Source organism: Erythrobacter sp. (assembly GCA_019739335.1).
Lineage (GTDB): Bacteria > Pseudomonadota > Alphaproteobacteria > Sphingomonadales > Sphingomonadaceae > Alteraurantiacibacter.
The window spans coordinates 589716-615286 of sequence record CP073261.1 but is presented as its reverse complement, the minus strand read 5'-3'; the positions used below and the strand labels follow the sequence as shown (position 1 = coordinate 615286).

Genomic DNA, 25571 nt, shown 5'->3' with positions numbered 1-25571 from the left:
CAGGCCACGACAAGCGAAGGCGTCGGAATTCGAAGAAATCCAGCGCAGGATAATGCCCCCTGCGATGCTTCCCCAAGCTCGGCAACCCCGGTTGCGTGGCACCTCCCGATGCGGGAGGCACAAGACATACGAACCGGACCCAATTTTGGATGCAGTGGAATAAAGAATTATTTTTCAGTGAGTAGCGGGAACCAAATTCGAGGAAAGTGGATCAAACCTGCGTCAGGCCGCCTATAATCAGGATGTCCGTAGTTGGAGCCGCGTGGGGAGCGCTGACTGCATCTTCATAGGTTACCGCGAGCGATGCCCCGGCCACCAAGGCCGCGCGCTCGGCGTCGGTCAGATCGCGCGCAAACGTCCCGCTGGCGGGTATCAAGCCGAGCGACTGCGGAGCGCCGCCTTCAGGCACCACCCACAATTCTGTCGCCTGCCCTTCCGCTGGTGCGAAGCCGCCGATGTTGAGTGACAATTGCCCGGTCTGCCCGTCAACCAGACCTGCCAGCGTCAGAGCCCCGTCCTCGCTCGCCAGTTGCGCCACCAGCCGTTCCCCAGCGACCGGAGCGGCAGTTTCGACCGGAGCCACCGGAGGCTGTCCGGCAGGCTGGACGAACACGAAAGTCAGCGCCGCAGCGGCCGCTGCCGAGATCGCCATGCCCAGACCGAGACTCCAGCCGGGCAGGCCTCTGGTCGAGGGACGGACGCGCGGGTCTTCCATCGCGCCACCCCCTTCGCGGTCGCTGAACAACCGGCGTTCGATGGCGGGCCAGACCTGCTCAGAGGGGTCGAATTCGCCTGCCGCTTCGGCCATGCAGCCAAGCCGATGCCGCCACCATTCCACCCGTGCCGCAAATTCCCGGTCCGACAGGTAGCGGCGCTGCGCAATTGCCAGGTCCGCGCCTTCGAGCACGCCCAGCGCATATTCACCCGCCATGATGTCGGGGCCAAAGAGATTGGTGTCGATCGGGTCAGCCATCGCCAAGGCACCCCCTCAGACTGGCAAGACCGCGACGAATCCAGCTTTTCATCGTCCCCAGCGGAACTTCCAGTTTCTCCGAAAGCTCGCTGTGGGTGTAGCCGCGGAAGAAGGCGAGGCGGATGCAGCGACGGTGATCGTCCTGCAAACCCTTCAGGCAATGCTCCAGCCGCTCGCTATCCTGCGCCTCGCACAGCATGGCTTCGGCGAGGGGTGCATCGTCTGCCACTTCGGGCAGGAATTCGACAGAGACTTCGCTGCGCCTGCCACTTCGGCGCACGGCATCGATGGCACTGTTGCGGGCGATGGCGCAGAGCCAGGTGATAGGGCTGGCGCGGGTGGCATCGAACCGCCCGGCGCGGTCCCACACTTTGAGATAGACTTCCTGCAGCACGTCTTCGGCCGCTTCACGATCGCGCACGATGTGCAGAATAACGCCCATCAGCTTGGCCGAGGTCAGATCGTACACGCGGCGCAGCGCGTGGCGTTCCCCGTCGGCGACCAGAACCAGCGCCGTCTCCAGCTCGGCCCTGCGTTCGGAGAGGGAAAGATTGGCCGTATCGCCCATGGCGGGGTCAGGTAACACCGATTGGCGACAGTGAGAAGACCAACATTCTCAACATCCTGCTTCGACCCGTCCGAGCCTACCTACTTCTGCCTGCCCCCTTAGCCAAAGAATTCTTCGCTACCTGCATCCACTCGCTACTCGCGGACGTAGCTCTCCCTGATGGCCGCTCCAGGCCGTCCGTACGTGGCGGTCGCTCCGTCGCAATCTGGGAGAAAACGCATGAGTACCTCCGTCAAGCTGGTTGCGGGAAGCGGGGGCATCATGCTTGCCGCTGCCGCAGCGCTGTGGGCACCGGGCATCGGCCTGATCGCCGCCGACCACCTCGATCCGCCGCAACGCACCGACCCATCGGTCGACCAGACCCCCGACCGGGCGGCGGATATCGCCGATTTCTACGCCTGGCACACTGACGACAAAATCAATTTCGTGCTGACGTTTAGCGGACCTCAAGCGACCGATCAGCCAGCCACTTACGACCCCGACGTGCTCTATTCGATCAACATCTCCAACGCCGGGGCCGCCACCTCTGCCGAACAGCGGATCGATATCCGCTTTGGGCGCGGAGCCGGGGCCAACCAGTTCGGCGTCCAGGTGAACGATGTGCCGGGCACCGGTGGACCGATCGAAGGCTCGGTTGAAAGCAATATCACGCAGGAAGGCGTGATGGTACGTGCCGGGCTGTTCGACGATCCGTTCTTCTTCGACCTCCAAGGTTTCCGTCAGACCCGCGATACGGGGGCGCTGAGCTTCAGTTCTACCCGCGATTTCTTTGCCGGGCAGAACCTGACCGCCGTGGTGATCAGCATCCCGCGTGATCGCATCGAGAACGGCACCAATCCCATCAACGCATGGGCCACCAGCGCCCGTTTCGGAGGGCAGTTGTGATGACCCCTGTTCGCACTCACTTGCGGCGCAGCGCCGCCATGATCGCTCCCCTAGCGCTTGTCTTAGGCTTGGGCGCCTGCGGCGGCGACGACAATGACGACATGGGCAGTATCCCAACTCCCACGCCGACCATGACCCCTACCCCCACGCCAACGCCAACTCCGAGCAGTGCCGGGTTCAACGTCACGCCGTGCCTGCAGCAGGACATTCCCGGCACCGGCCTGACCGTGGCGGGCGCAGTTGTGCCTGATACCCTCAAGCTCAATCTGGCGGCGGCCTCAGGGTTTCCCAACGGGCGCAGACTGCCCGATCCGGTGATCGACGTGACGCTGGCGGTGATCTTCCTCGATCTCGATACCCAAAGTCCGGGGATCCTTGCCGGATTGCCACTCAATCCTGCGGCAAACGACAAGAGCTTCGGCAGTGGCTTTCCCTTCCTGGCCGCGCCGCATGGTTCGCCGCCGCTGGCTTCCAGCAACGGATCGAGCTTCACCTTCCGCACCAACACCCGCAACCAGTACGTGCGGGTGGACCGAATGGGTATGCCCGCCGTGGCGACCGCGCTGATCGGCACCAATATGAAGGTGGCCTACAACGACGCCAACCCATCGGACGATGCCGCTGGTACCTTCGTGCCGGAACTGGCAGCGCAACTGACCGGGCTGACCAATGCACTTGCGGACGATCTTGTAAGGGCGGGGCTGACCCCCTGCGCCGTTCCCGCCTGACAGGCTCTCCCCGGGGTATCGGCGGGCCCGCCTTCGGGTAGCCCGCCGATATCTTTCCTTCACGATCTGCGACGCGGAGATTGCCCATGCGCACGACCCTGAGACTTCTGATGCTGCCGCTCGGCGCGGTGTTGCTGCTGGGCGGAATCGAATTCTTCGGCAGCGAGAACGGCGGCGCGCCCGTCGCGGCGGCATCATTGCCCAAACCGGGCTTCGGCCCGGCAAACTTCGCCGAGGCGCAGCGCGATGTAGCAGCGCAGCTTTCGCTGGCACGCGAGCGCGCGGCGCGCCGCCCGGACGATTGGCTGGTGCAGGCCTCGCTAGCGCGGGCGCTTATGGCGCAATCTTCGCTCACCGGCGGCTATGCGATGCTGGAGGAAGCGCAGCGCGTTGCAGCATTGGCGAACGACTTGGCACCCGAGCAAAGCGGGCATATGCTGGTGGCCGCCTATACGGCCATGGGTGCACACCGGCTGGACGCCGTGAAGGAAGCACTTGACCGCTTCGCCTTGAAAGTCGTTCCTGCCGCCGCTGACGAACAGGCAGAGGTCCTCGGCCTGCGCGGAGACTTGGCATTCTACCAAGGTGACCTGCAAGCCGCGACACGCCTTTACGCCGAGGCGCGCATTCTCAATCCGAGCCCCGGAACCGTCTATCGCCAGGCCTTGCTGGCCAAGGCACGCGGGGAATTCGAACGGGCCGAGGGGTTGTTTCGCGAAGCACTGGCAGCCGACGCCAGCCCGACGCCGCGCACCGTGGCCGATATTGCGGTTCAGCTCGGCGCGCTGGATCAGGCGCAGGGCGATTATTCCGCTGCACGCGCGCATTTTATCGAGGCGGACCGGCTGTTTCCCGGCTTCTGGCTGTACGAATCCCATGTGGCGCAGGTGGACTATCTCACGGGGCGCGAGAGCGAAGCGCTGGTGCGGCTCGAAGCCATGTTGGCGCAGGGCGAACAACCCGTTGAAGTCACCGAACTCTATGCGCTGCTGCTGCAAAGCGAGGGTCGCGACGCCGAAAGCAGGCGCTGGTCGGCGCGCGCCACAGCGATCTGGGACGAGCGGCTGGAGGCAATGCCCGAAGCGGCATACGGCCATGCAATCGAACATCATTTCAAGTTTGGCTCCGCAGACCGGGCGCTCGAATTGGCGCGGCGCAATTTGGCCGAACGGCCCTATGGCGAAGCGCGACTGCTGCTGGCCGAGGCTTTGCTGGCAACGGGCGATCCCGCAGGAGCCTTGGCGCAAATGCGTCGGGCCAGGCGCGATGGCTGGCTGAGCGCTCCCCACTTACGCGCCGAGGTCAACGCGCTCGAAGCACTTGGCCGCAGAGACGAAGCGCGTGCAGTGCGCAGCGATGCCGAGGCGATCAATCCGCATGTCTTCGATCCGGTGTCCGAATTCGTGTGGTTTTCGCATGGGTAAGCAAATGCGCGGCTGGGGATTGTTCTTGCATGGCCGTGAGCTTCAACTGGAAAGTCAATTTATCGATCCGAGGTTGCCCTTCAGCTATCCACCCTCATTTGCGACATTCCCGGTGATCCAGCGCCCTCCCGATACCGGACTGGCAGTTCCCTGCGGTGGCTATCAAAACCAGACTTTCTGGTAGCGACCCCAAAGATGTTATTGTCAGCCAGGGGATATCCTGACTACCCGAGCAGCTTTGTACCACCTCATCATAAGCGATTGACGGGGCTTGACGCAGTGAACTAGCCACACTGGATGGCCGGGTTTCTCCCGTCCCTAGCATTTGATACCAACACTATAGCATTCGGGTCGCACCGTATTTCCATGTCCCTTAGCGGGCAGGCGTAGCGTGCGTCTTTCCGGCGGGGATTTATTCCACTGGAGGACTACCGATGCTTACTACCAATCGCACCCTGTTCGCCGCAACCCTGCTCGCCGGAACCGCGGCAGTCACGCTGTTGCTCGCACCACAAGAAGCCATGGCCGACGATTGCCTGCTCGATACCAACAATGACGGCAATGCCGACAGCAATGTCGATACCGATCTTGGTGCGGATTCGGGCGGTTTGAATACCCGCCTTGCTTGCGGCTCTAATGCCGGGGCCACCGGCCCCAACTCCACCAGCATCGGCGCGAACTCAGACGCGACCGGTTCCTCATCTGTCGCCCTCGGCTCCGGTGCGCAGGCGACTGCTGACAACACCACCAGCATCGGGTCATTTTCAGACGCAACCGTGTTGAATGCCAGTGCCTTTGGCTATTTCGCACAAGCTGTCGGGTCTCAAGCCACCAGCATCGGGGGCAGTTCGAGCGCGGTGGATTTCGGCACCGCAGTAGGATACCTGGCCCAGACGACCGGCTTCGATGGCACCAGCATCGGGGTTGAGTCTACAGCGGCCGTAGCCTCAGTCGCCGTTGGATCGCGCGCCGATGCGACGGGATCGAATTCCGTCAGTATCGGGGCCGCCTCAAACGCAACCGGGGGAAGCGCAATTGCATTGGGAAACGTGGCCAATGCAACGGGGTCATCGTCGACGGCCATCGGTCGTAGCGCCAGCTCTACGGCTTCTGGGTCGACCAGCATTGGAGCCTTTGCTGTCGCCAATCAGATCTGGGCCACGGCACTGGGTTTAGAAGCATTTGCATCCGGGGAGAATTCAACTGCGCTTGGCGCGTTTTCCGACGCAAGTATGGCAGGAGCCATCGCTATCGGCGGGGATGGCGGGGATGGCGATGCTTTGGGCGCGCAAGCGACCGGCACTTCTGCCATCGCCATCGGCGCAGATGCCGTGGCTTCCGCCACCGATGCCTTTGCTGCCGGGGCGGGCAGCGCGGCAGGTGGCGTCCGCTCCATCGTGATCGGCAGCAATGCCGCCTCCAGTTCGGCAGACGCGATAGCCATTGGCGCGCAGACATCTGCCGGCACGCGCGGTATCGCAATCGGTCTGGCAAGCACGGCCAACCCCACCGGGGCGATCGCCATCGGCGGCGAAGGCATTCTGACCGACGGCATCGGCGCGCGGGCGACCGGCCTTGCCTCCACTGCCATCGGGGCGGATAGTCTGGCCAGCGGCACGGCCTCCGTCTCGCTGGGCTTCAATGCGCAGTCATCGGGAACCGCCGCCGCCGCGCTCACCGCCAATTCCAGCGCACAGGGGGATTACACGGTGGCCATTGGCGGTTTTGCCACCGCCAACCAGGCAGGCGCCATTGCAATCGGCGGTGACGGGGCGGATGATCTGGCGCTGGGCGCACAGGCCACCGGGGCGCAATCCATCGCCCTTGGCGTCGATGCCGAGGCACTGGCAGAGGACGCCACCGCGATCGGGCGCGATACGCTCGTTTCGGGACTGCGCAGCGTGGCGCTGGGCAATGCGGTGGAAGTGACCAACAACAATGCCACTGCCGTCGGCGCCTCTGCCGGGGCCACCGGCCTGTCCGGCTCGGCCTTTGGCGCGCTGGCGCGGGCCGATGCCCAGAATGCGACGGCCGTTGGCCGTTCGACCGATGTCACCGGCATCAGCGGCACGGCGGTGGGCTTTTCTTCCACCGTTTCCGGCACCCGCGGCACGGCGGTGGGTGCAGGCGCCAGTGCCTCCGCCACCCGCGGCACCGCGGTAGGCGACAGCGCGGTGGCGGACCAGGTCCAATCGACCGCAGTGGGCTACCTCGCCAATACCACCGCCGCCAACCAGGTGATGATCGGCGGGGCCGGGTCGAGCGTTGCCATCGGCGACATCATGGCTTCGGACGCTGTGCAGGTGGGCGAGGAACAGGTCGTCACCATCGACAGCGCCGGAACGCTGGGTGTCTCGAACGTGGCCAGCGCAGCTAGCGTCGCCAATGTCCGGGTCAGCGTCGATTACCTCGCCGCGGTGACAGATGCGCAGTTCTCGGCGCTGTCGGGCCGTGTCGGCGGACTGGAAAGCGGGCTTGTTGCCACCAATTTCCGGCTGGACGAGATGAATGAGCAATTGAGCGGCGGGATTGCGGCGGCAATGGCGATGGGGGCGGCGAATATCGTGCCCGGCAGCAACATCTCGGTTTCTCTCCACGCGGCGAACTACGGCGGTGAGCAGGGCTTTGCCGGATCGCTGGCGGGCCGCGTGGGGGAGATGGTCTACGTCTCGGCGGGTGTCAGCGGCAATACCGGCGGCGACGACTGGGGGGCCCGGGTTGGGGTTGATTTCGGATTCTAAGATTGCACTGTTGGGAAACGGACTTCGGGGCGAAGGCTACATGTCCGTTTCCCACCCTCATTCCAGACATAGCGCCACCACTCAGCATTACCCGAAACCGGACATGGCAGCTATCGTAAGATCGAGACCAAAAGCTGCCTTTCTGCAAACGACCCCGTTTCTGACATTCTCAAGCAAGTGCGCCCACTTGCTCTTGAACAGGGTTTTCCTTAATCGCCGCTGATGAGAAAGAGGGCGGAGCCGAGAGCATCCATTGTCGGTGAGCGTGCGCTCTACTTCTGGGCGGGCTGCGCTGCGATCAGCATTGGGGTGCTGCTGCATTTGCCGATGCTGGCAATGGCGCACGAGATGGGCAACCATCTCGCCGGGATGCCGATGGATATGGGTATGCACGCGGGTATGGCGCTGATTGCCGTCGGTGCCGCGCTGGCCTGCTTCGGTGCTCTACCGAAGAAGCGCGCCCCTCATGGCGATCACGCCGGGACAAGTTTCGAAGCCCCCGATTCTACGCCGCTCAACCGCTGGCACGCTGCGACCCTGCTGGTGCTGACTCTTGGCCTCATCATCGACGTGATGAAGCCCGCAACGCTTGGGTTCGTGCTGCCAGGAATGGCGACGGAATACGGCATCGACCGCTCACAGGTGGCGCTGCTGCCGCTGGTCGCCCTGACCGGGACGACAATCGGTTCGTTTCTATGGGGCTGGCTCGCGGATATCTACGGTCGCCGGGTATCTATCCTTCTTTCCACGATCCTGTTCGTTTCCACATCGATTTGCGGCGCGATGCCGGAATTCGCGTGGAACCTGCTGATGTGCTTCCTGATGGGTATTTCGGCAGGCGGTATGTTGCCGGTGATTTATACCCTGCTGGCTGAAGTGATGCCACCGCGGCACCGCAGCTGGGTGCTGGTATTGGTAGGCGGGACGGGACTGGTCGGCGGCTATCTGGCAGCCAGCGGTGCGGCCTATGTGCTGGAACCGATCTTCGGGTGGCGGGCGCTGTGGTTGCAGGGCTTTCCCAGCGGCTTGTTGCTACTCGCGCTTGCGCGGTTCATCCCGGAAACGCCGCGCTTTCTGGCAGAGCGAGGCAGGACGGTGGAACTAGCGGAAATGCAACGCAAGTTCGGTCTCCAGCCCAAGCCCCGGCCCGTCCAGCCGCCCACCGATGCCCCGTCCCCCGCAGGACATCGCCAGATCACCGTGGCGCTCACCATCACTGCACTTTGTTGGAGCTTCGTCAATTTCGGCCTGCTGTTATGGCTACCGTCAGACTTGCAAACGCGCGGTTACAGCGCAGAGATCGCAAGCGGCATTCTCGCCAAGTCCTCGCTCTTGGCTTTCCCGACCATCCTGCTCGCGGCTTTCTTCTACGCTTGGCACAGCAGCAAGTGGACACTCGTCGGCACGGTCAGCCTGACGCTCATTGGCTTGCTCGGTGCTTTGCTGCCCGCCGAACTGTTGAGCTGGGAGCCGATGCTGGTGTCGGTCATCGCTATCCTGATCGTGGGCACGAATGGAACTATTGCTGTGTTGCTGCCCTATACGGCAGAGAACTACCCGCTCGGCACGCGCGGAAGGGCAACAGGATTGGTGGCGGGGAGCAGCAAGTTCGGCGGGGTGGCGGTGCAAGTCGCCGCCTTGGCGGGATTTGCGCCAACGCTGGTAGGGGCGGCATTGGCTCTGCTGCTGCCTACAGCAGCATCGGCAGGCATGATCGCATGGGCCGGGCGCGAGACACAGGGCCGCAGCTTGCGCGAACTTGAAGCCGAGTAAGCGATTTCTGCATCGTGACCGCTTTCCACCCTCATTGTCGCCATTCGCATTCGCGCTGATTTTCCCCAGAAGCCGTCATTCGGATAAGGACAGATGATTTGCGAACATCGAACGGCATAACCCCGTAAAAACTGAGTGATGTGGGGAAGAGTGTGGGGAGGTTGGGGCCGGTCTTGGCGCAAAGACCTGATAATTAGTAATAATTTTCAGGAAAATGGCTCCCCGAGTAGGATTCGAACCTACGGCCAAGTGATTAACAGTCACCTACTCTACCGCTGAGCTATCGGGGAGCAGCCCCCCAAGCGGTATGGAGGGGGGCAGGAGTGCGCCTATATTGGCGGTGTCGGGCTTTGACAAGCCCTCGATTCAACCAATCCGTCTTGCTGCTATTTCAAGTAATGAACTGTTCCGCCACGATCCGTTCGTCCAGCGCGTGGCCGGGATCGAACAGCAGGGTCATTTCCATGTCACGGGCGATTTCCACGTGGACTTCGGCCACGTCGCGCACTTCCTTCTGGTCCGCCACCACGGCCACCGGACGCTTGGCGGGTTCGTGCACGCGGAAGGAGACGCGGCTGCTTTCGGGCAGGATCGCGCCCGGCCAGCGCCGCGGGCGGAACGGGCTGATCGGGGTGAGCGCCAGCAGCCGCGAATCGAGCGGCAGGATCGGTCCGTTGGCGGAAAGGTTGTAGGCGGTGGAGCCCACCGGCGTGCTCAGCAATACGCCATCGCCTGCCAGTTCGGATATCCGCACGCGGTTGTTGACTGAAATCTCGATCTTGGCGGTCTGCCGGGTTTCACGCAGCAGGCTGACTTCGTTGATCGCGCAGGACGTGACGCGCGCGCCGGTCTGCGTCACCGCTTCCATTCGCAGCGGGGCGACGGTGTGCGGCTTGGCCTTTGCCACCCGCTGGGCGAGGCTTCCGGCGCGCGGATAGCGGTTCATCAGGAAGCCGACGGTGCCAAGGTTCAGGCCGAACACCGGCAGCATCCGGCCGCTATCAAGCATTCCGTGCAGCGTATCGAGCATGAAGCCATCACCGCCGACCACCACGACGATATCGGCTTCTTCCAGCGCTACGAACTGGGTGTGATCACGCATCGCCAGCGCGGCGGCTTCCGCCTTTTCGGTCGCCGAATGGAGCAGGGCGAGGCGCTTTTCGCCCCCGCTTTCGCCGCCATTTGATATCGCCTCTCCCATGGGCGGCAACCCTATGGAGACGCGTCCCGATTTGCAACGCGCCATTCCGCGGGGGTTCCATTCCCGCACCGATCCGGCATGGCCGCAGCACCATGTCGATCCCAGCCCAGACCATCGATCGCCGCGCCCGCAACGATCGCCGCGCCAGTGAACCGCATCCGATCATCGAGGATCTGGCAGAGGCGCTGACGGCGGATGGGGTAGACCTGCTGTTCCAGTCGCAGTGGCGCAGCGCGGACGCAGCGCTGGCGGGGGCCGAAGCGCTGGTGCGCTGGGAGCATCCCGACCACGGCTCGCTGGCAGGCGATGCGCTGGTGGCAATTGCGCAGAGCGGCGGAATCGCACGGCGGCTTTCGCGCCACATTGCACGCGCGGCGATGCGCGCGGCGCTGGGCTGGCCTGCGCAGATGCGGCTGTCGCTCAACGTCACGGCGATGGACCTGTTCGACCGCAGCTTTGGCGAAGGGCTGCTGGCCATGCTGGAGGAGACCGGCTTTCCGGCGGAGCGGCTGACGCTCGAGATTACCGAACAGGCGCTGGTGGCGGACCTCGACCGTTCTGCCGAACGGCTGGAAATGCTGGCGCAGGCGGGCATCCGCATCGCGCTCGACGATTTCGGCGCGGGTTTCTGCAACTTCCGCTATCTCAAGGTTCTGCCGCTGCACGCGCTGAAGCTCGACCGTTCGATGATCGAAGGCGTGGCTGAGGAAGGGCGCGATCTGGCGGTGCTGCGCGGGATCATCGCGATGGCCAAGGCGCTCGATTTGCAGGTGATCGCCGAGGGGATCGAGACCGAGGCGCAGCGCGCCGCGATAGTCCGCGAAGGCTGCCACGTATGGCAGGGCTACCTTGGTGGCAGGCCTGTGGCGGCGGCGCAGTTCCTCAGGGAAACCGAGACCGCCGTTTGACCTTTGCTATTCGGCGGCAGGCGGAGTGGCCGCCTTCACGTGCACATCGAACCAGTCTATCATTTCTGCCAGCGTGTGCAGCACCGACTCGCGTCCTCGATAGCCGTGGCTTTCGTACGGCAGCATCACCAGCCGCGCGGTGCCGCCGGTGCCCCGGATCGCAGCGAACATCCGCTCAGACTGTTCGGGGAAGGTGCCCGAATTGTTGTCGTTGGTGCCGTGTATCAGCAGCATCGGCTCGTTGATCCGGTTGGCGGCCATGAAGGGCGACAATTCGTAATAGGTTTCCGGCGTTTCCCAGAACACCCGCCGCTCGGACTGGAAGCCGAACGGGGTCAGCGTGCGGTTGTAGGCCCCGGACCGGGCAATTCCGGCGCGGAAGATATCGCTCTGTGCCAGCAGGTGCGCGGTCATGAAGGCGCCGTAGCTGTGCCCGCCCACGCCGACGCGGTAGCCATCGCCAAAGCCGCGTTCGACCGAGAAATCGACCGCCGCCTGGGCGCTGGAAACGACCTGCTCGATAAAGCTGTCGTTCACCGTCTCGGGGTCAGCACCGATCACCGGCATCGCCGCATTGTCCAGCACGGCATAGCCCTGGGTCAGGAAGAACAGGTGCGAATAGCTGCCGATGCGGGTGAAGCGATAAGGGGAATCTCGGTTCTGCGAAGCGGTGGCGGCGTTGTTGAATTCCTGCGGGTAGGCCCAGACGACCAGCGGAAGCTGCTGCCCAGGCTGGTAATCGGGCGGCAGGTAGAGCGTGGCGGTCAGTTCGGTACCGTCGGCACGGGTATAGGTGACCAATTCGCGGCTGATGCCGGTCAGTTCCGGATGCGGATCGGGGAATTGCGTCAGCGCGGTCACGCTGTCGTCCCGGCGCAGGCGGAAATTCCCCGGATCGGTGGGGCTTTCGTAGGACGTGATGAAGGCCGAGCCGCTGTCATCCAGCACGTCCACCACCCGCTCCAGCTCTTCGCCTGAATTGCGCCAGATCTCCTGCACCTCCAGCGTGGCCAGATCGAAGCGGCGCAGGAACGGGCGCAGACCTTCCGGTGTGGCGCCCGCACCGGAGAGCAGCAGAGCACCGTCGCTGTGGCGCGCGACGTTGAAGCCCGCCGGGGTGGTCACCGAAACCGGCGAGCCGGGATCGGCATAGGCGTCCTGTGCATTGCGCAGGCTGAGCACCCGCGTTGCATCGCTTCCGGTCACATCCACCAGCGACAGGCGGATTTCGCGGCTGTCACGGTCGTAATCGTAGGCGATCACGTCGTCGGTATCCTCGATCCCCATGAAGCCGGAGAAACGATCTTCGAACCGTGCCACTTCGCGCGGCGTGCCGTCGAACGGCGCGGGCAGGGCGAACATCGCGTCGCGAACATCGGCCTCGATACGCGGATCGCCGCCGTCCTGCGCTTCGGCCCACATCACCAGCGCGGGTTCGGTCGGGTGCCAGATGATGCTGCGGCGGCCCGTCGGCACGCCCTGCACCGGCAGGTTGTCCGCCAGCGGCTGCTGCGCGATGGTAGCGACATGGGCTCCGGTGGCATCGGTGACGACCGAGGTGAGCGGGAAATCGCTGTAGGGCACCTGATAGCTGAACGGGCGTTCGAGCCATTCCATCAACATGTATTCGCCATCGGGAGAAGCTGCGGCGTAAGTGTAGAGGCGTGGTTCGCCCAGGACTTCGCGTTCCCCGCTGTCGAGCGCAATAGCGACCGGCTGGCTGGTGCCGAGCCAGGCGAACAGCGCCTCGTCATGCGGGTTTTCGAGCAGGTCCTGATAGGTGCGCGTCTGCGCTTCCTCGCCGCCCGCAGCGTTCTGGATTGCCGGGCCTGCCGGGGTCAGCGATTCCTCGGGCATCGGCCCACGGTTCTCGGGAATCACCAACGCCAGCAACCGACCATCGGGCAGCCAGCGCGGCCCCTGGAAGATCGGATTGATCCCGCGCTCCATCACGGTGGTCGTGGTGCCGCTGGCGGTATCGAGCACCATCAGCGCCATTCCGTCGGCATGGGTATTGGTGAAAGCCACGCGGGTACCATCGGGAGACCAGCTGACATCGGAAATATCTGCTTCGGGCGGAAGGGCCACGCGGCGTTCGGCATTGCCCGCCAGATCGCGCAGGCTCATCCCCACGAATGTGCGCGGGCCGTGGCTGTCGTTGATCGCCACGTCGAGCCGCAGCCCGGCGAGCTTTTCCATCGGCCGCGCCAGTTCTGCGACCGGCGGCAGGCTCTCGCGTTCGAGCAGCAGCAGCGTTTCGCCATCGGGAGAGACCGAGACGGTGGGCGACGGCGCGCGCAGCACAATGTCCGCCACATCTGCGGGCGGCAGGCGATAGCCCTCCTCCTGCGCGGCAGCGGGAGCAGCAAGCGGCGCGGCGAGGGCAAGGCCGAGGGCGGTGGAAAGCAGGTAACGCATGACGGGAATATCCTCCTGTTGCCGCGCACTAAACCGTGCTGCGCCAACAATGGCAACCCGGCATTCGGTCGCTATGCCGCCTTCTTCGCCGCCCGCTTCACAATTGCGCCCAAGCCCTTGGTCAACTGGAACAGCCCGTTCAACCGGCTTTCCGGATCGCCCCAAGCGCGGTTGATGACGAGCTTCATATCCGGGCGCAGTTTGGCCGTCTCCCCAAGCCGTTCGACATAGGCGAGCAGCCCGGCGGGATCGGGGAAGTCGTCCTGGTGGAAAGTCACCAGCGTGCCCCGCGCGCCGACATCTATCTTGGCAATGTTCGCGCCTATGGCCTGCTGCTTGATCGCGATAAGGCGGATCAGGTTCTTGGTCGGCTGCGGCAATTCTCCGAAGCGGTCGATCATTTCGGCGGCCATGCCTTCCACTTCCGCCGGGTCCTGCGCGTCGTTGAGGCGGCGATAGAGCGCCATTCGCACCGCGAGATCGGGGACATATTCCTCGGGGATCATAATCGGCGCATCGACGGTGATCTGCGGGGAAAGGGTGTTGCGCTCGCTCGGCAGTCCGGCATCGCCCGCCTTGGCGGCGAGGATCGCGTCCTCCAGCATCGACTGGTAAAGTTCGAAGCCGACTTCGCGGATATGCCCGCTCTGCTCGTCCCCCAGCAGGTTGCCCGCGCCGCGAATGTCGAGATCGTGGCTCGCAAGCTGGAAGCCCGCACCAAGGCTGTCGAGATCGCCCAATACCTTGAGCCGTTTCTCCGCCACTTCGGAAAGCTGCGTGTCGGGCGGGGTGGTGAGATAAGCGTAGGCGCGGGTTTTCGCGCGGCCCACGCGCCCGCGCAACTGGTAAAGCTGGGCAAGGCCGAAACGGTCGGCGCGGTGGATGATCATCGTATTGGCGGTGGGCAGGTCGAGCCCGCTTTCGATGATGGTGGTGGAGAGCAGCACTTCGTACTTGCCTTCGTAAAAGGCGCTCATCCGCTCCTCGATCTCGCCCGCGCTCATCTGCCCGTGCGCGGAGACGGCCTTCACTTCGGGCACCGTGTCGTGCAGCCAACGCTCGACCTGCTCCATGTCCGAAATGCGCGGCACGACGATGAAGCTCTGTCCGCCGCGGTGGTGTTCGCGCAGCAGCGCCTCGCGCACCACCATGTCGTCCCACTCCATCACATAGGTGCGCACCGCCAGCCGGTCGACCGGCGGAGTCTTGATGGTGCTGAGTTCGCGCAGGCCGGACATCGCCATTTGCAGCGTGCGCGGGATCGGCGTGGCGGTGAGCGTGAGCACGTGCACGTCGGCGCGCAATTGCTTGAGCTTTTCCTTGTGGGTGACGCCGAAGCGCTGCTCCTCGTCCACGATCACCAGCCCGAGGTTCTTGAACTGGGTGGTCTTGCTGAGGATGGCGTGGGTGCCGATGACGATATCCATGTCGCCGCTCGCCAACCGTTCGCGGGTGTCCTTCATCTCGGCGGCGGGGACGAGGCGGCTGAGGCGACCGACATTCAGCGGGAAACCGGCGAAGCGATCGGTGAAGTTCTGGAAATGCTGCCGCGCCAGCAATGTGGTCGGGGCGACCATCGCTACCTGCTGCCCGGCCATCGCCGCGACGAAGGCCGCGCGCAGCGCCACCTCGGTCTTGCCGAAGCCGACATCGCCGCAGACCAGCCGGTCCATCGGCCGCCCGCTTTCCAGATCGCGCAGCACATCGGCGATGGCCATTTCCTGGTCCTCGGTCTCTTCGTACTGGAAGCGGTCGAGGAACTGGCCGTAGCTGCTTTCGTCCGCCGCCAGCACCGGGGCGTGGCGCAGCGCGCGGGCGGCGGCGACTTTCATCAGCTCGCCCGCGATGGCGGTGATGCGCTCCTTCAACCTGGCGCGGCGGCGCTGCCATGCCTCGCCACCGAGCTTGTCGAGCGGGACGCTTTCTTCCGACGAGCCGTAGCGGCTGAGCACTTCGATGTTCTCGACCGGGATATACAGCTTGTCCCCGCCGGCATATTCCAGCCGCACGCAATCGTGCTGGCTCTTGCCGACAGTGATCGGCTCGAGTCCGATATATTTGCCGATCCCGTGATCGAGATGAACCACCAGGTCGCCCCGCGCCAGCGCCTGCAATTCGGCGAGGAAGGCATCGGCATCCTTCTTGCGCTTCTTGCGGCGCACCAGGCGGTCGCCCAGCAGGTCCTGCTCGGTAATCAGTTCCAGCTCGTCATTGGCGAAGCCGGTGTCGAGCGGCAGGACCATCGCGGTGGTCTTGCCCTTGGCGGAAGCCCCCAGCGCTTCCTGCCAGCTCTCCACCACCTGCACCGGTGTGCCTGCCTCGCCAATGATCGAGGCGATGCGGCTGAGCGAACCTTTGGTATAAGCCGCGAGCAGCGGGCGCTTGCCTGATTTGCCCAGACTGGCGAGGTGCTTTGCTGCCGCGTCATAGACGTTGGCGCCCTGCGAGCGTTCGGGCGTGAAATCGCGGGCGGAGCGGAAGCCGAAATCGACCACCTTGGGGCTTGCCGGTTCGGCGAAGATCGAGGCGCGGTGGATCGGCCATGCGGCCAGCGCCTGCCGGAATTCGTCATCCGTCAGGTAGAGTTCAGCGGGATCGAGCGGACGATAGCTGCCCTTGCGCTGCCCGGCGGTTTCGCTGCGTTGGCGGCGGTAATCGGCAATATCGCCGAGCCGCTCCTCGGCCGCCGAAAGCGCTCCTGAATCAATGACAACCGTGTCGTCCTTGCCAAGATGGTCGAACAGCGTGGCCAGCCGTTCCTCAAACAGCGGCAGCCAGTGTTCCATCCCCGCCAGCCGCCGGCCATCGCTCACCGCTTCGTAGAGCGGATCCTGCGTGGCGTGAGCGCCGAACTTCTCGCGATAGCCGCTGCGGAATCGCTTGATGCTGTCCTCGTCGAGCAGGGCCTCGCTGGCGGGGAGCAGCAAGTGCTCGTCGATAACCTGCGTGGTGCGCTGGGTGGCGGGATCGAACAGGCGGAGGGATTCGAGTTCATCCCCGAAGAAATCGAGCCGCAGCCCCGCATCGAGCCCGCTGGGGAAAATATCGACGATCGAGCCGCGCATGGCGAATTCGCCCGTGTCCACCACCGTATCGACGCGGCTGTAGCCCTGCCGCCGCAGCAGCGCGACGAGGCTCTGGTGGCCGATCTCGGTCCCGACCCGGAAATCGCGCACCGCCTCGCGGATACGGAACGGGGTGAGGACGCGCTGGAGCAGGGCATTGACCGTGGTGACGACCAGCTGCTTGCCCGATGGCTTGCCCTGCAACTGGTGCAAGGCCGCCAATCGCTGCGCGCTGACCGACATCGCCGGGCTGGCGCGATCGTAAGGCAGGCAGTCCCAGGCGGGAAATTCGATCACCTGCAATTCGGGCGCGAAGAATTGCGCCGCATCGACCGTGGCCCGCATCGCCGCGTCGTCCGCCGCGACGAACACCGCGCGCGCCTTCGCCGCCCGCGCCAGATCGGCCAGCACCAGCGGCTGCGCCCCGCGCGGGAGGGCGGCGAGGGTGAGCGGATCGGCAGCTTTGAGGATGAGCGAGAGATCGGGCATGGTTTTCCGCAACGGCAAAACCCGGCGCGCCGTTCCGGCTGCCGGTGATGATTGTGGCGGTGCCCTAGCGATACGGACTGCCGTTGTCTCCCCCGCCCCTTGGCCGTAGGGAGAAAACATGCAGAAACTCACTCATCTGGCGCTGTTCTGGCTGCGCAATCCCGATTCGGCGGAAGACCGCGCGGCTCTGGCAGCGGGGCTGGAGACATTGCGCGCGATCCCGCAGGTGCGTTCGCTGGAGGTAGGCACTCCCGCCGATACGGCGCAGCGCGATGTCGTGGATGCCACGTGGAGCCTGTCCGAACTGATGACTTTCGACAGTCTCGCCGACGAGGACACATACCAGACCCACCCGATCCATCTGGCCTTTATTGCGGCCTGCGAACACCTGTGGGAACGGGTGCTGGTCTACGATCTGACGACCTGATCAGCGCGGAATATCGACGTAATCGAGCCGCTGCATCCGCGCCATCAGCGGGCCGGCATAGACGGGCGGAACCGGCTGCGCGCCGAGGGCCCAGGCCATGACATCGACATCGTCTTCGTCCAGCAGGGCTTCGAACCATACAAGGCTCTCCTCGTCCCATTCGGCGTGGAAGGTGTCGAAAAAACAGCCGAACATGTAGTCGGCTTCCCGCGTGCCGCGATGCCAGGCGCGGAACTTGGCCCTTGCCAGTCTTGGCGCGAGGCGGGTGGGGAGATCGGGGGAGGGCATGTGCGGGCCTCCTACCGATGCTTGCTGCAATCGGCTAGAGCCTTCCGATGCGCCCCGAAGCTCTCAACCCGCTGTTCGCCGAGATCGAAAGCCTCGACGGAGTCGGCCCCAAGCTGAAGAAGCCGCTCGAACGGCTCGGCCTCGCGCGGGTGCGGGACGTGCTCTATCACCTGCCCGATCGCTTCGTGCTGCGCCGTGCGGTGCGCGATCTGGATGATGCGCAGGTCGGCGAGCAGGTGGTGGTGGCGCTTACCCCGGTCGAGCACCGCGCGCCGCGCAACCCCGGCAGAGGCCCCTATCGGGTGCTGGCGCAGGACGCGAAGGGCAATATCTGTGCGCTGACCTATTTCGGGCGCGCGAGTTTCTCGGCAAAGAAGGCGCTGCCGGTGGGCGAGCTGCGCTGGGTGGCGGGGCGGCTCGACCAGTACGACCAGATGCTCCAGATCGTCCATCCGGACCACATCTCCGACGAAAGCGGCGAAGCGATGGGGCGGATGGTGGAGCCGGTGTACCGGCTGGCCGAGGGGCTGACCCAGCCGAGGATCGGATCGCTGGTCACGCAATCGCTCGACCGTGTGCCCGCGCTGTCCGAATGGATCCAGCCCTCGGTGCTTGCACGCGAAGGCTGGCTCGACTGGCGCGACGCGCTCAGCCTCGCGCACCGAGGCGAGAATGCCAAGGCGCGTGACCGGCTCGCCTACGACGAACTGTTCGCCAATGCGTTGGCCTTGATGCTGGTGCGGCAATCGAACCGCGCGCGGCGGGGCCAGCCGCTGCAAGGCGACGGATCGCTGCGCGGCAAGCTGCAAATGCCGTTCCCGCTCACCGGCGCGCAGACGCGTTCGATTGCCGAAATCGCGCATGACATGGCGCAGGCCAGCCCGATGTTGCGGCTGCTCCAGGGCGATGTCGGCGCGGGCAAGACGGTGGTGGCGCTGGAGGCGATGCTGGTGGCGGTGGAGGCAGGCGCGCAAGCCGCGCTGCTCGCGCCGACCGAACTGCTGGCCCGCCAGCACTACGAAACGCTGCGCAAGCTGGCCGCCCCCACCGGCGTCGAGATCGCGCTGCTGACGGGGCGGGACAAGGGCCGCGCGCGCGAGAGCATTCTGATGGGCCTGCTCGACGGCTCCATCGACATCGTTATCGGCACCCATGCGATCTTCCAGCAGACGGTGAACTATCGCAATCTGGGCCTCGTGGTGATCGACGAACAGCACCGCTTCGGCGTTTCGCAGCGGTTGTTGCTCACGCAGAAAGGCCGCGTCACCCCGCACACGCTGGCGATGACCGCCACCCCGATCCCGCGCACGCTGGTGCTGGCGCAATATGGCGAGATGGAAGTCAGCCGCCTCGACGAAATGCCCCCCGGCCGGCAGGCGATCGACACCCGCGTGCTGCCGCTCGACCGGCTGGAGGAGATCGCCGCTGCCGTCGGTCGCCATGTCGAAAGCGGACAGCAGGCCTACTGGGTCTGCCCGATGGTGCGCGGTACCGAGAGCGAGACCGACGATCTGGCAGCGGCAGAGGCGCGCTATGCGGCGCTGAAGGCACGGTTCGGCGATGATGTGGTGCTGGTCCACGGCCAGCTCGCGCCCGAGCTGAAGGACGCGGGCATGGCGCGCTTCGCCAGCGGCGGGGCCAAGCTGCTGGTGGCGACCACGGTGATCGAAGTCGGGGTGGACGTACCCAATGCCACGCTGATGGTGATCGAACAGGCCGAACGCTTCGGCCTCGCGCAATTGCACCAGCTGCGCGGGCGGGTGGGGCGGGGGAGCGCCAAGAGCACCTGCCTGCTGCTGCGCGGCGGGGAGCTTTCGGAAACGGGCAAGAAGCGGCTCGAACTGATGAAGACCTCGCAGGACGGCTTCGAACTGGCCGAGGAAGACCTACGCCTGCGCGGCGGCGGCGAACTGCTCGGCACGCGGCAGAGTGGCGAGGAGGGGTTCTCGATAGCCTCGCTGGAACAGGTCGCGCGGCTGATCGGCATGGCCTCCGACGATGCAAAGCTGCTCGTCGAGAACGAGGGTGGCCTGGACGGCTCGCCGAGGGGGGAAGCGGCGCGGCTGGTGCTCTATCTGCTGGAGCGGGACTGGGGTGTGCAGACTTTGCGGGGTGGGTAGACATCCCCTGTCGATTGCCTAGTCTCGTCCGAAACTACTTATTGGAGTCCCCCGACATGACCCGCCGCTTCCTCGCCGCCTCCGCCCTCGCGCTCACGCTCGCCTTCGCGCAGTCCGCGCTCGCCCAGTCCGCCGAGGAAGATTTCGCGACCTTGCGCGAGGAAGTGTGGCAGTGGACGCTCGACAATTCGCCCAACCTCGCCACTTCGATCGGCGACCGGCGCGGGGACGGGCTGCTGGGGGACGCCTCGCTTGCCGGGTATGACGCGCAGGTGGAGCAGACGCGGGCGTTCCTCGCGCGGCTGGAAGCCATCGACGCGGGCGACCTGCCCGAACCCCTGCGGATCGACTACGCGATCATGGCGCGGGACTTCCGCGATACGCTGGAGGCGGCTACGTTCGATCACAGCCGTTACATCGTCTTCACCAATCGCGGCGGGCCGCAGGGGGCGATTGCGGGGCTGCCTTATGGTTCGCCGCTGTTCACCGCGCAGGATTATGAGAGCTATCTCGGGCGGCTGGAAGCCTTTCCCGAATATGTTGCCCACATCATTGACCGCAGCGAGACCGCCATCGAACTCGGCCTCACCCAGCCGTGCGAGCCGATGCAGGGTTACGAAAATTCGATCACCGGCCTGATCGCCGCCAGCCCGGAGGAATCGGTGTGGTGGAGCGCCTTCGCCACCCGCCCGGCAACGATTTCCGAAGCCGACTGGGGGGCCTTGCAAGCGCGCGGGCGCAGCGCGATCAGCGAAGGGGCGTTCGCGGGCCTGCGCAGCTTTGCCGATTTCTATACGCAGGACTATGCCCCCGCCTGCCGCGCCGACGCCGCGCCGGGGGTTGGCGGCACGCCCAATGGGCAGGACTACTACGCCTACCGCGTGCGCAGCTTCACCACCACCGACATGACGCCGCAGCAGGTCCACGATCTCGGCCTCAGCGAAGTCGCGCGGATCCGGGCGGAAATGGAAGCAGTGGCGGCGGAAGCCGGGTTCGCCAGCCGCGAGGCGTTTATCGAGCACCTGCGCACCGATCCGCAGTATTACCCCACCGATGCGGAGAGCTACCTGCAATATACCGCCGCACTGGCGAAGGAGATCGACGGGTGGATGCCGCGCTTGTTCGGCCGCCTGCCGCGCCTGCCTTATACGGTGCAGCCGATCCCCGCCGCCAATGCTCCCGGCAATACCACTGCCTATTACGAAAGCGGATCGGTGGCGACCGGGCAGCCAGGCATCTATCGCCTCAACCTGACCGAGCTGGACCAGCGGCCTCTGTGGGAACTGCCCGCGCTCGGCGTGCATGAGGCCGTGCCGGGGCATCACCACCAGATCGCACTACAACAGGAACTCGATGTCCATCCGCTGCGGCAGAACGGCACCTTCTTCACCGTGTTCGTCGAGGGCTGGGGGCTCTATTCGGAGCGGCTCGGCATCGAGATGGGGCTGTACGATACGCCCGCCAAGCAGATGGGGCGGCTGAGTTACGAGATGTGGCGGGCAAACCGGCTGGTGGTCGATACCGGCCTCCACGCGCTTGGCTGGACCCGGCAGCAGGCGGTCGATTACATGCTGGACAACACCGCGCTGTCCGAAGGCAATATCAACGCCGAGGTCAACCGCTATATCACCTGGCCGGGACAGGCGCTGGCCTACAAGCTGGGCGAACTGAAAATCCGTGAACTGCGGACGCGGGCGGAGGCGGCGCTGGGAGAGCGGTTCGACCTGCGCGCCTTCCACGATACGGTGCTGGAAAACGGCTCGGTGCCGTTGGATGTGCTCGAAGCGCATGTGGACGGGTGGATCGCGGCGCAACTGGCGGAGTGATTTCCTACAGGCGGGAAAAGTGTCAGAACGACGGAATGCAATTCCAACAGCCAGTCCGCCGCCCGTCCCAGGATTTGCCAATGAATTCAGTGGCTGTTTTTCCTCCCAGAACAGTGCTCCATGTGCTCCATAATTACCCGTCGATACGGGCCGAGGAAGGGCGGGGAGAGCCCTGTTCTTCATTGCAGCGAAAGGCTGGCCGCCCTAGAGGAAGCGCCAGCCAAGCAGGAACGACTTTCCAGTGATCCTTTCCCCTTTCGAATGGTCCATCGCCAAGCGCTACATGCTGCCGGGCCGCAGCGAGGCCGTGATTGCGCTGGTGGCGGGGATTTCCATCACCGTCGTCATGCTCTCGGTCGCCATGCTGGTGATCGTGATGAGCGTGATGAACGGCTTCCGCGCCGAGCTGCTCGATAGGATCACCAACCTGAACGGCCATGCCGTGGTGCAGAGCTTCGGCGGAAGGCTGGAGAACTGGGAAGGGCTGCTTGAGGACATCGAGGCGACTCCCGGCGTAGTCAGCGCCAGCCCGCTGATCGAACAGCCGCTGCTCGCCAGTTTCAACGGGCGGGCCGAAGCGATCTTCGTGCGTGGCAACACGATGGAAGACATCGGCCAGATGAACCAGCACCTGCTGGCGGGCGATCTGGCCAGCTTGCAGGACGGCGAGCGCAATGTCGCCATTGGTGCGCGGTTACAGGAAAACCTAGGCTTGCGGCTCGGCGATACGCTGACGATCATCAACCCGCAGGGCCGCACCACCCCGTTCGGCACCGTGCCCCGGCAGGTCGGCTATACCGTCACAGCCGTGTTCGAAGTGGGGGTCTATGAATTCGACAAGCGGTTCGTGGTCATGCCGATCCCGGTCGCGCAGACGCTGCTGATGACCGGCGATTCGATCGGCATGATCGAAGTGCAGACCGAGGATGCCGACCGGGTGGAGGAAATCCTCGCTCCGGTGCAGGCGCAACTGCAGGGCACCGCGCAGATCGCAACCTGGCAGACCATGAACTCTTCGCTGTTCGAGGCCTTGCAGGTGGAAAGGGTGGCGATGTTCTTCGCCCTGTCGATCATCGTGTTGGTGGCGGCGTTCAACATCCTCTCCTCGCTCGTTATGCTGGTGCGAAGCAAGACCCGCGACATCGCCATCATCCGCACGATGGGGGCAACGCGGCGCAGCCTGATGAAGATCTTCGTCACCACCGGCTCGGTAATCGGGGTCCTCGGCACCTGTGCGGGGCTGGCTTTGGGCTTCCTGGTGCTGTTCTTCCGCAACGGGATTGTCACCGGATTGAGCACTGCTTTCGGGTTGGAAGTGTGGAACCCCGAAGTGCGGTTCCTCACTGAGTTGCCGTCCAAGACCGACCCGACGGAGATCCTGATGATCGCGGGCATGGCGATGGGGCTGAGCTTCCTCGCCACGCTCTACCCGGCCTATCGCGCCTCCAACACCGATCCGGTCGAGGTGCTCCGCTATGAATGATGATACCTACACCCCGGTTGTCCGGCTGACCAACCTTGCCCGCAGCTTCGAGCAGGGCGGAGTGCGGATCGACGTGCTGAACGGAGTGAACCTTACCATTGCGCCGGGCGAGATCGTTGCGCTGCTCGGCCCCTCGGGTTCGGGCAAATCGACGATGTTGCAGGCGGTAGGGCTGCTTGAGGGGGGGTTCTCGGGCAAGATCGAGATCGCCGGGCAGGATGCCAGTGCGCTCAACTCTGCCGAGCGGACCACGTTGCGGCGCGATCATCTGGGTTTCGTGTACCAGTTCCACCACCTGCTGCCTGATTTCACTGCCGTCGAGAACGTGGTGCTACCGCAATTGCTGGTAGGCAAGACCCGCGCCGAGGCTACGGTGCGGGCGCAGCAATTGCTCGGCGCGCTGGGGCTGGAACACCGGCTCGATCACCGGCCCAGCAAGCTGTCGGGCGGGGAGCAGCAGCGGGTTGCCGTCGCCCGTGCGCTCGCGAACAAGCCGCAACTGGTGCTGGCGGACGAGCCCACCGGCAATCTCGACGAGAAGACCTCCGAACGGGTGCTCGGTGAATTTCTCGAACTGGTGCGCGGGCAGGGCAGTGCCGCGCTGGTGGCGACGCACAACGAGCGGCTGGCTGCGCGGATGGACCGTCTGGTCCGCCTTCACGAAGGCCGGATCGAATAGAAACCCGATGGCGGGCTGGTGCGTTGGCAAGGCAAAGGAGATTGCCATGACCGACCATCCCAGCACCTATCGCGCCGAGGACACCCACCGCCCCGGCGTCCAATGGGACGACCGCGCCACGCTTCACCGCACTGGAGATGGTGACGGCGTTTTCGATGCCGCGAAGGGCTTGCGGCGGGGGACATTCGCCGAATTGATCGGACAGATGATGGCGATGCCGCCGGAAAACCGCGCCGAGTACTACATCGAGAAAGCCGGAGACCGCGATTATCACGCCGAGGAGATCGCCGAACTGGCGGGTCGGAGCGACTATCCGGGAGGGTAATGCGAGGGACGGGTGCGGCTACCAGCCATTTGCCGGGTAACCTTTCGCCGCGGTTCAGCGTAATACACCGCGCAAGGAGAATACCCGCATGATCGAAGCCCTGTCCGACTGGTTCTTCTCGCTGGGCGAGAACTACGGGGTGAATCCGTGGATTTTCGGCGCGATCTATGTCGGCGCGATCCCGTTCTTCCTCGCCAGCGTCGGCTGGATCGTGAAGAACGCGCGGGCGGGAAAGAGCACCGTCTTGCCGACGATGCTGGCCGGATTCTGCTTCGTCTCAGCCTATCTCTACCTTGCCGTGGTTGGGCGCAATATCCCGGCCTGGGTGTGGATTTTCCTCGCCGTGCTGGTGGTTTACGGCGCGGTATCGCAGGTGCGGCAGACGCGACGCAAGATCGCGGCTGCCGCTGCGGAGACGGAATAGGCGCAGCGCGCTATTCGCTCTTGTTGCTGTCCACAGTGATGGTCACTTCCTCACCGTCCGGTCCGGTGATGGTCATGGTGCCGTCACCGTTGCTTTCCATGCTCCCGGCTTCGCCCATGTCGATATCGATCGCGCCGCTGCCCATTCCGGCGTTGGCCATCAGCATCGGGCCGGTTATGGCCGTCACCAATACGCCGATAATGATCTGCGCCACGATGGCCGCAACGATGGTCACCACCGTATAGCCGACCGCTTTGTCTTCGGGCACGCCCATTACCGGACCTGAGCCCTTGTAGAGGAGGTACAGGCTGTAAAGGCCGAGGATACCGAGAATACTCAGCGCCGGAAGTAGGCCGAAAATCCCTGCCAGCCATGCGGCGGTCCAGCTGTAGGCGACCAAGCGGAAGGCTGCCGGAAAATCATCCCGCCCGCCGAACTTGGGGCTGAGGAAGTTGGCAGCAAAGGCGACGATAAATAGCCCCACCAGCGATAGCACGAAGCTGGTAATAGCAATGGTCAGCCCGGTCATCAGGCCGATACTGATGCTGATGCCGAACCCGCCGAGGCCAAACACCTGGCCACCAATGAAGCTGGCAATCGGTGAAATCAGAGCCAGCGGCAGAGCATAGCGCAGGAACACGTCTTTGGGTTGATCGCGTTCGGTAGCGATCTGCGCCCATTCGGTGGTTGGATTGAGCAGGATTCCCTTGGCGCGCGAAACAAGCGCAGTCGAATCGATATTACCTGACAGTTTTTCCACTTTCGTTTCCCCCTGAAAACCCTGGTATCCAAAAGTCAGTATACACCAATCCGGCGGTTTGGCGAA

The 25571-nt window shown here is 64.5% G+C and carries 20 protein-coding genes and 1 tRNA gene; 13 read left to right on the top strand and 8 right to left on the bottom strand.

The window, feature by feature from the left end:
- Positions 1–211 precede the first annotated feature (211 nt).
- Complete coding sequence (locus JY451_03065) at positions 212–973, bottom strand: anti-sigma factor (protein ID QZH75607.1); 762 nt, start codon at positions 971–973, stop codon at positions 212–214.
- Positions 966–1541 carry a sigma-70 family RNA polymerase sigma factor gene (locus JY451_03060; protein QZH75606.1) on the bottom strand — a complete coding sequence of 192 codons (576 nt, stop codon included), beginning with the start codon at positions 1539–1541 and terminating at the stop codon, positions 966–968. The genes JY451_03065 and JY451_03060 overlap by 8 nt, the downstream gene beginning before the upstream one ends.
- A gap of 219 nt (positions 1542–1760) precedes the next feature.
- Here JY451_03060 and JY451_03055 point away from each other — a divergent pair, with 219 nt between their 5' ends.
- The 5 genes from JY451_03055 (at position 1761) to JY451_03035 (ending at position 9092) form a co-directional block, all read left to right on the top strand.
- Positions 1761–2426, top strand: coding sequence for a DUF4331 family protein (locus JY451_03055; GenBank protein ID QZH75605.1), 666 nt, complete (start codon positions 1761–1763; stop codon positions 2424–2426).
- Positions 2426–3154 carry a DUF4331 family protein gene (locus tag JY451_03050; GenBank protein ID QZH75604.1) on the top strand — a complete coding sequence of 243 codons (729 nt, stop codon included), beginning with the start codon at positions 2426–2428 and terminating at the stop codon, positions 3152–3154. The genes JY451_03055 and JY451_03050 overlap by 1 nt, the downstream gene beginning before the upstream one ends.
- Positions 3155–3240: 86 nt before the next feature.
- Positions 3241–4578, top strand: a complete 1338-nt coding sequence (locus tag JY451_03045; protein ID QZH75603.1) for a hypothetical protein — start codon at positions 3241–3243, stop codon at positions 4576–4578.
- A gap of 434 nt (positions 4579–5012) precedes the next feature.
- Entirely contained in the window at positions 5013–7319 is a 2307-nt protein-coding gene (locus tag JY451_03040) for a hypothetical protein (GenBank protein ID QZH75602.1), read from the top strand.
- Positions 7320–7541: 222 nt separating this feature from the next.
- Positions 7542–9092 carry an MFS transporter gene (locus JY451_03035; protein QZH75601.1) on the top strand — a complete coding sequence of 517 codons (1551 nt, stop codon included), beginning with the start codon at positions 7542–7544 and terminating at the stop codon, positions 9090–9092.
- Between the two features lie 215 nt (positions 9093–9307).
- Here JY451_03035 and JY451_03030 read toward each other — a convergent pair.
- Positions 9308–9382 (bottom strand) — tRNA-Asn (locus JY451_03030).
- A 101-nt stretch (positions 9383–9483) separates the two neighbouring features.
- Positions 9484–10293, bottom strand: a complete 810-nt coding sequence (locus JY451_03025) for an NAD kinase (GenBank protein QZH75600.1) — start codon at positions 10291–10293, stop codon at positions 9484–9486.
- A gap of 92 nt (positions 10294–10385) precedes the next feature.
- On the opposite strand from JY451_03025, the gene JY451_03020 reads away from it, so the two are divergent.
- Positions 10386–11201 (top strand): EAL domain-containing protein, encoded by an 816-nt coding sequence (locus tag JY451_03020; GenBank protein ID QZH75599.1) that lies wholly within the window; start codon positions 10386–10388, stop codon positions 11199–11201.
- Between the two features lie 6 nt (positions 11202–11207).
- Here the strand turns inward: JY451_03020 and JY451_03015 are convergent, their stop codons facing one another.
- Together JY451_03015 and mfd are read right to left on the bottom strand one after the other, a co-directional pair.
- Positions 11208–13619 (bottom strand): prolyl oligopeptidase family serine peptidase, encoded by a 2412-nt coding sequence (locus tag JY451_03015; protein QZH75598.1) that lies wholly within the window; start codon positions 13617–13619, stop codon positions 11208–11210.
- Between the two features lie 71 nt (positions 13620–13690).
- On the bottom strand, positions 13691–17173 hold the full coding sequence (gene mfd, locus JY451_03010; GenBank protein ID QZH75597.1) for a transcription-repair coupling factor: 3483 nt from the start codon (positions 17171–17173) through the stop codon (positions 13691–13693).
- Positions 17174–17291: 118 nt separating this feature from the next.
- Between mfd and JY451_03005 the strand changes: the two genes are divergently transcribed.
- Complete coding sequence (locus tag JY451_03005) at positions 17292–17600, top strand: Dabb family protein (protein ID QZH75596.1); 309 nt, start codon at positions 17292–17294, stop codon at positions 17598–17600.
- Here JY451_03005 and JY451_03000 read toward each other — a convergent pair whose 3' ends face one another.
- Positions 17601–17888 carry a succinate dehydrogenase assembly factor 2 gene (locus JY451_03000; GenBank protein QZH75595.1) on the bottom strand — a complete coding sequence of 96 codons (288 nt, stop codon included), beginning with the start codon at positions 17886–17888 and terminating at the stop codon, positions 17601–17603.
- A 47-nt stretch (positions 17889–17935) separates the two neighbouring features.
- On the opposite strand from JY451_03000, the gene recG reads away from it, so the two are divergent.
- From recG to JY451_02970, 6 genes are all read left to right on the top strand, one after another.
- Positions 17936–20008: an ATP-dependent DNA helicase RecG gene (gene recG / locus JY451_02995; GenBank protein ID QZH75594.1), complete on the top strand. Its 2073-nt coding sequence runs from the start codon at positions 17936–17938 to the stop codon at positions 20006–20008.
- Between the two features lie 56 nt (positions 20009–20064).
- Positions 20065–21834 (top strand): DUF885 domain-containing protein, encoded by a 1770-nt coding sequence (locus JY451_02990; protein ID QZH75593.1) that lies wholly within the window; start codon positions 20065–20067, stop codon positions 21832–21834.
- A gap of 241 nt (positions 21835–22075) precedes the next feature.
- Positions 22076–23317 carry a lipoprotein-releasing ABC transporter permease subunit gene (locus JY451_02985; protein ID QZH75592.1) on the top strand — a complete coding sequence of 414 codons (1242 nt, stop codon included), beginning with the start codon at positions 22076–22078 and terminating at the stop codon, positions 23315–23317.
- Positions 23310–23996, top strand: a complete 687-nt coding sequence (locus JY451_02980; GenBank protein QZH75591.1) for an ABC transporter ATP-binding protein — start codon at positions 23310–23312, stop codon at positions 23994–23996. The genes JY451_02985 and JY451_02980 overlap by 8 nt, the downstream gene beginning before the upstream one ends.
- Before the next feature lie 46 nt (positions 23997–24042).
- On the top strand, positions 24043–24321 hold the full coding sequence (locus tag JY451_02975; GenBank protein QZH75590.1) for a hypothetical protein: 279 nt from the start codon (positions 24043–24045) through the stop codon (positions 24319–24321).
- 88 nt (positions 24322–24409) lie between these two features.
- Complete coding sequence (locus JY451_02970) at positions 24410–24745, top strand: hypothetical protein (GenBank protein QZH75589.1); 336 nt, start codon at positions 24410–24412, stop codon at positions 24743–24745.
- Between the two features lie 10 nt (positions 24746–24755).
- Here the strand turns inward: JY451_02970 and JY451_02965 are convergent, their stop codons facing one another.
- Positions 24756–25505, bottom strand: a complete 750-nt coding sequence (locus JY451_02965; protein ID QZH75588.1) for a YIP1 family protein — start codon at positions 25503–25505, stop codon at positions 24756–24758.
- Positions 25506–25571 lie beyond the last annotated feature (66 nt).

What these genes read in the sequence shown, in the direction of transcription:
- JY451_03065 (QZH75607.1), bottom strand. Translation starts at nt 973, where the DNA reads ATGGCTGACCCGATCGACACCAATCTCTTTGGCCCCGACATCATGGCG.
- JY451_03060 (QZH75606.1), bottom strand. Translation starts at nt 1,541, where the DNA reads ATGGGCGATACGGCCAATCTTTCCCTCTCCGAACGCAGGGCCGAGCTG.
- JY451_03055 (QZH75605.1), top strand. Translation starts at nt 1,761, where the DNA reads ATGAGTACCTCCGTCAAGCTGGTTGCGGGAAGCGGGGGCATCATGCTT.
- JY451_03050 (QZH75604.1), top strand. Translation starts at nt 2,426, where the DNA reads ATGACCCCTGTTCGCACTCACTTGCGGCGCAGCGCCGCCATGATCGCT.
- JY451_03045 (QZH75603.1), top strand. Translation starts at nt 3,241, where the DNA reads ATGCGCACGACCCTGAGACTTCTGATGCTGCCGCTCGGCGCGGTGTTG.
- JY451_03040 (QZH75602.1), top strand. Translation starts at nt 5,013, where the DNA reads ATGCTTACTACCAATCGCACCCTGTTCGCCGCAACCCTGCTCGCCGGA.
- JY451_03035 (QZH75601.1), top strand. Translation starts at nt 7,542, where the DNA reads ATGAGAAAGAGGGCGGAGCCGAGAGCATCCATTGTCGGTGAGCGTGCG.
- JY451_03025 (QZH75600.1), bottom strand. Translation starts at nt 10,293, where the DNA reads ATGGGAGAGGCGATATCAAATGGCGGCGAAAGCGGGGGCGAAAAGCGC.
- JY451_03020 (QZH75599.1), top strand. Translation starts at nt 10,386, where the DNA reads ATGTCGATCCCAGCCCAGACCATCGATCGCCGCGCCCGCAACGATCGC.
- JY451_03015 (QZH75598.1), bottom strand. Translation starts at nt 13,619, where the DNA reads ATGCGTTACCTGCTTTCCACCGCCCTCGGCCTTGCCCTCGCCGCGCCG.
- mfd (QZH75597.1), bottom strand. Translation starts at nt 17,173, where the DNA reads ATGCCCGATCTCTCGCTCATCCTCAAAGCTGCCGATCCGCTCACCCTC.
- JY451_03005 (QZH75596.1), top strand. Translation starts at nt 17,292, where the DNA reads ATGCAGAAACTCACTCATCTGGCGCTGTTCTGGCTGCGCAATCCCGAT.
- JY451_03000 (QZH75595.1), bottom strand. Translation starts at nt 17,888, where the DNA reads ATGCCCTCCCCCGATCTCCCCACCCGCCTCGCGCCAAGACTGGCAAGG.
- recG (QZH75594.1), top strand. Translation starts at nt 17,936, where the DNA reads ATGCGCCCCGAAGCTCTCAACCCGCTGTTCGCCGAGATCGAAAGCCTC.
- JY451_02990 (QZH75593.1), top strand. Translation starts at nt 20,065, where the DNA reads ATGACCCGCCGCTTCCTCGCCGCCTCCGCCCTCGCGCTCACGCTCGCC.
- JY451_02980 (QZH75591.1), top strand. Translation starts at nt 23,310, where the DNA reads ATGAATGATGATACCTACACCCCGGTTGTCCGGCTGACCAACCTTGCC.
- JY451_02975 (QZH75590.1), top strand. Translation starts at nt 24,043, where the DNA reads ATGACCGACCATCCCAGCACCTATCGCGCCGAGGACACCCACCGCCCC.
- JY451_02970 (QZH75589.1), top strand. Translation starts at nt 24,410, where the DNA reads ATGATCGAAGCCCTGTCCGACTGGTTCTTCTCGCTGGGCGAGAACTAC.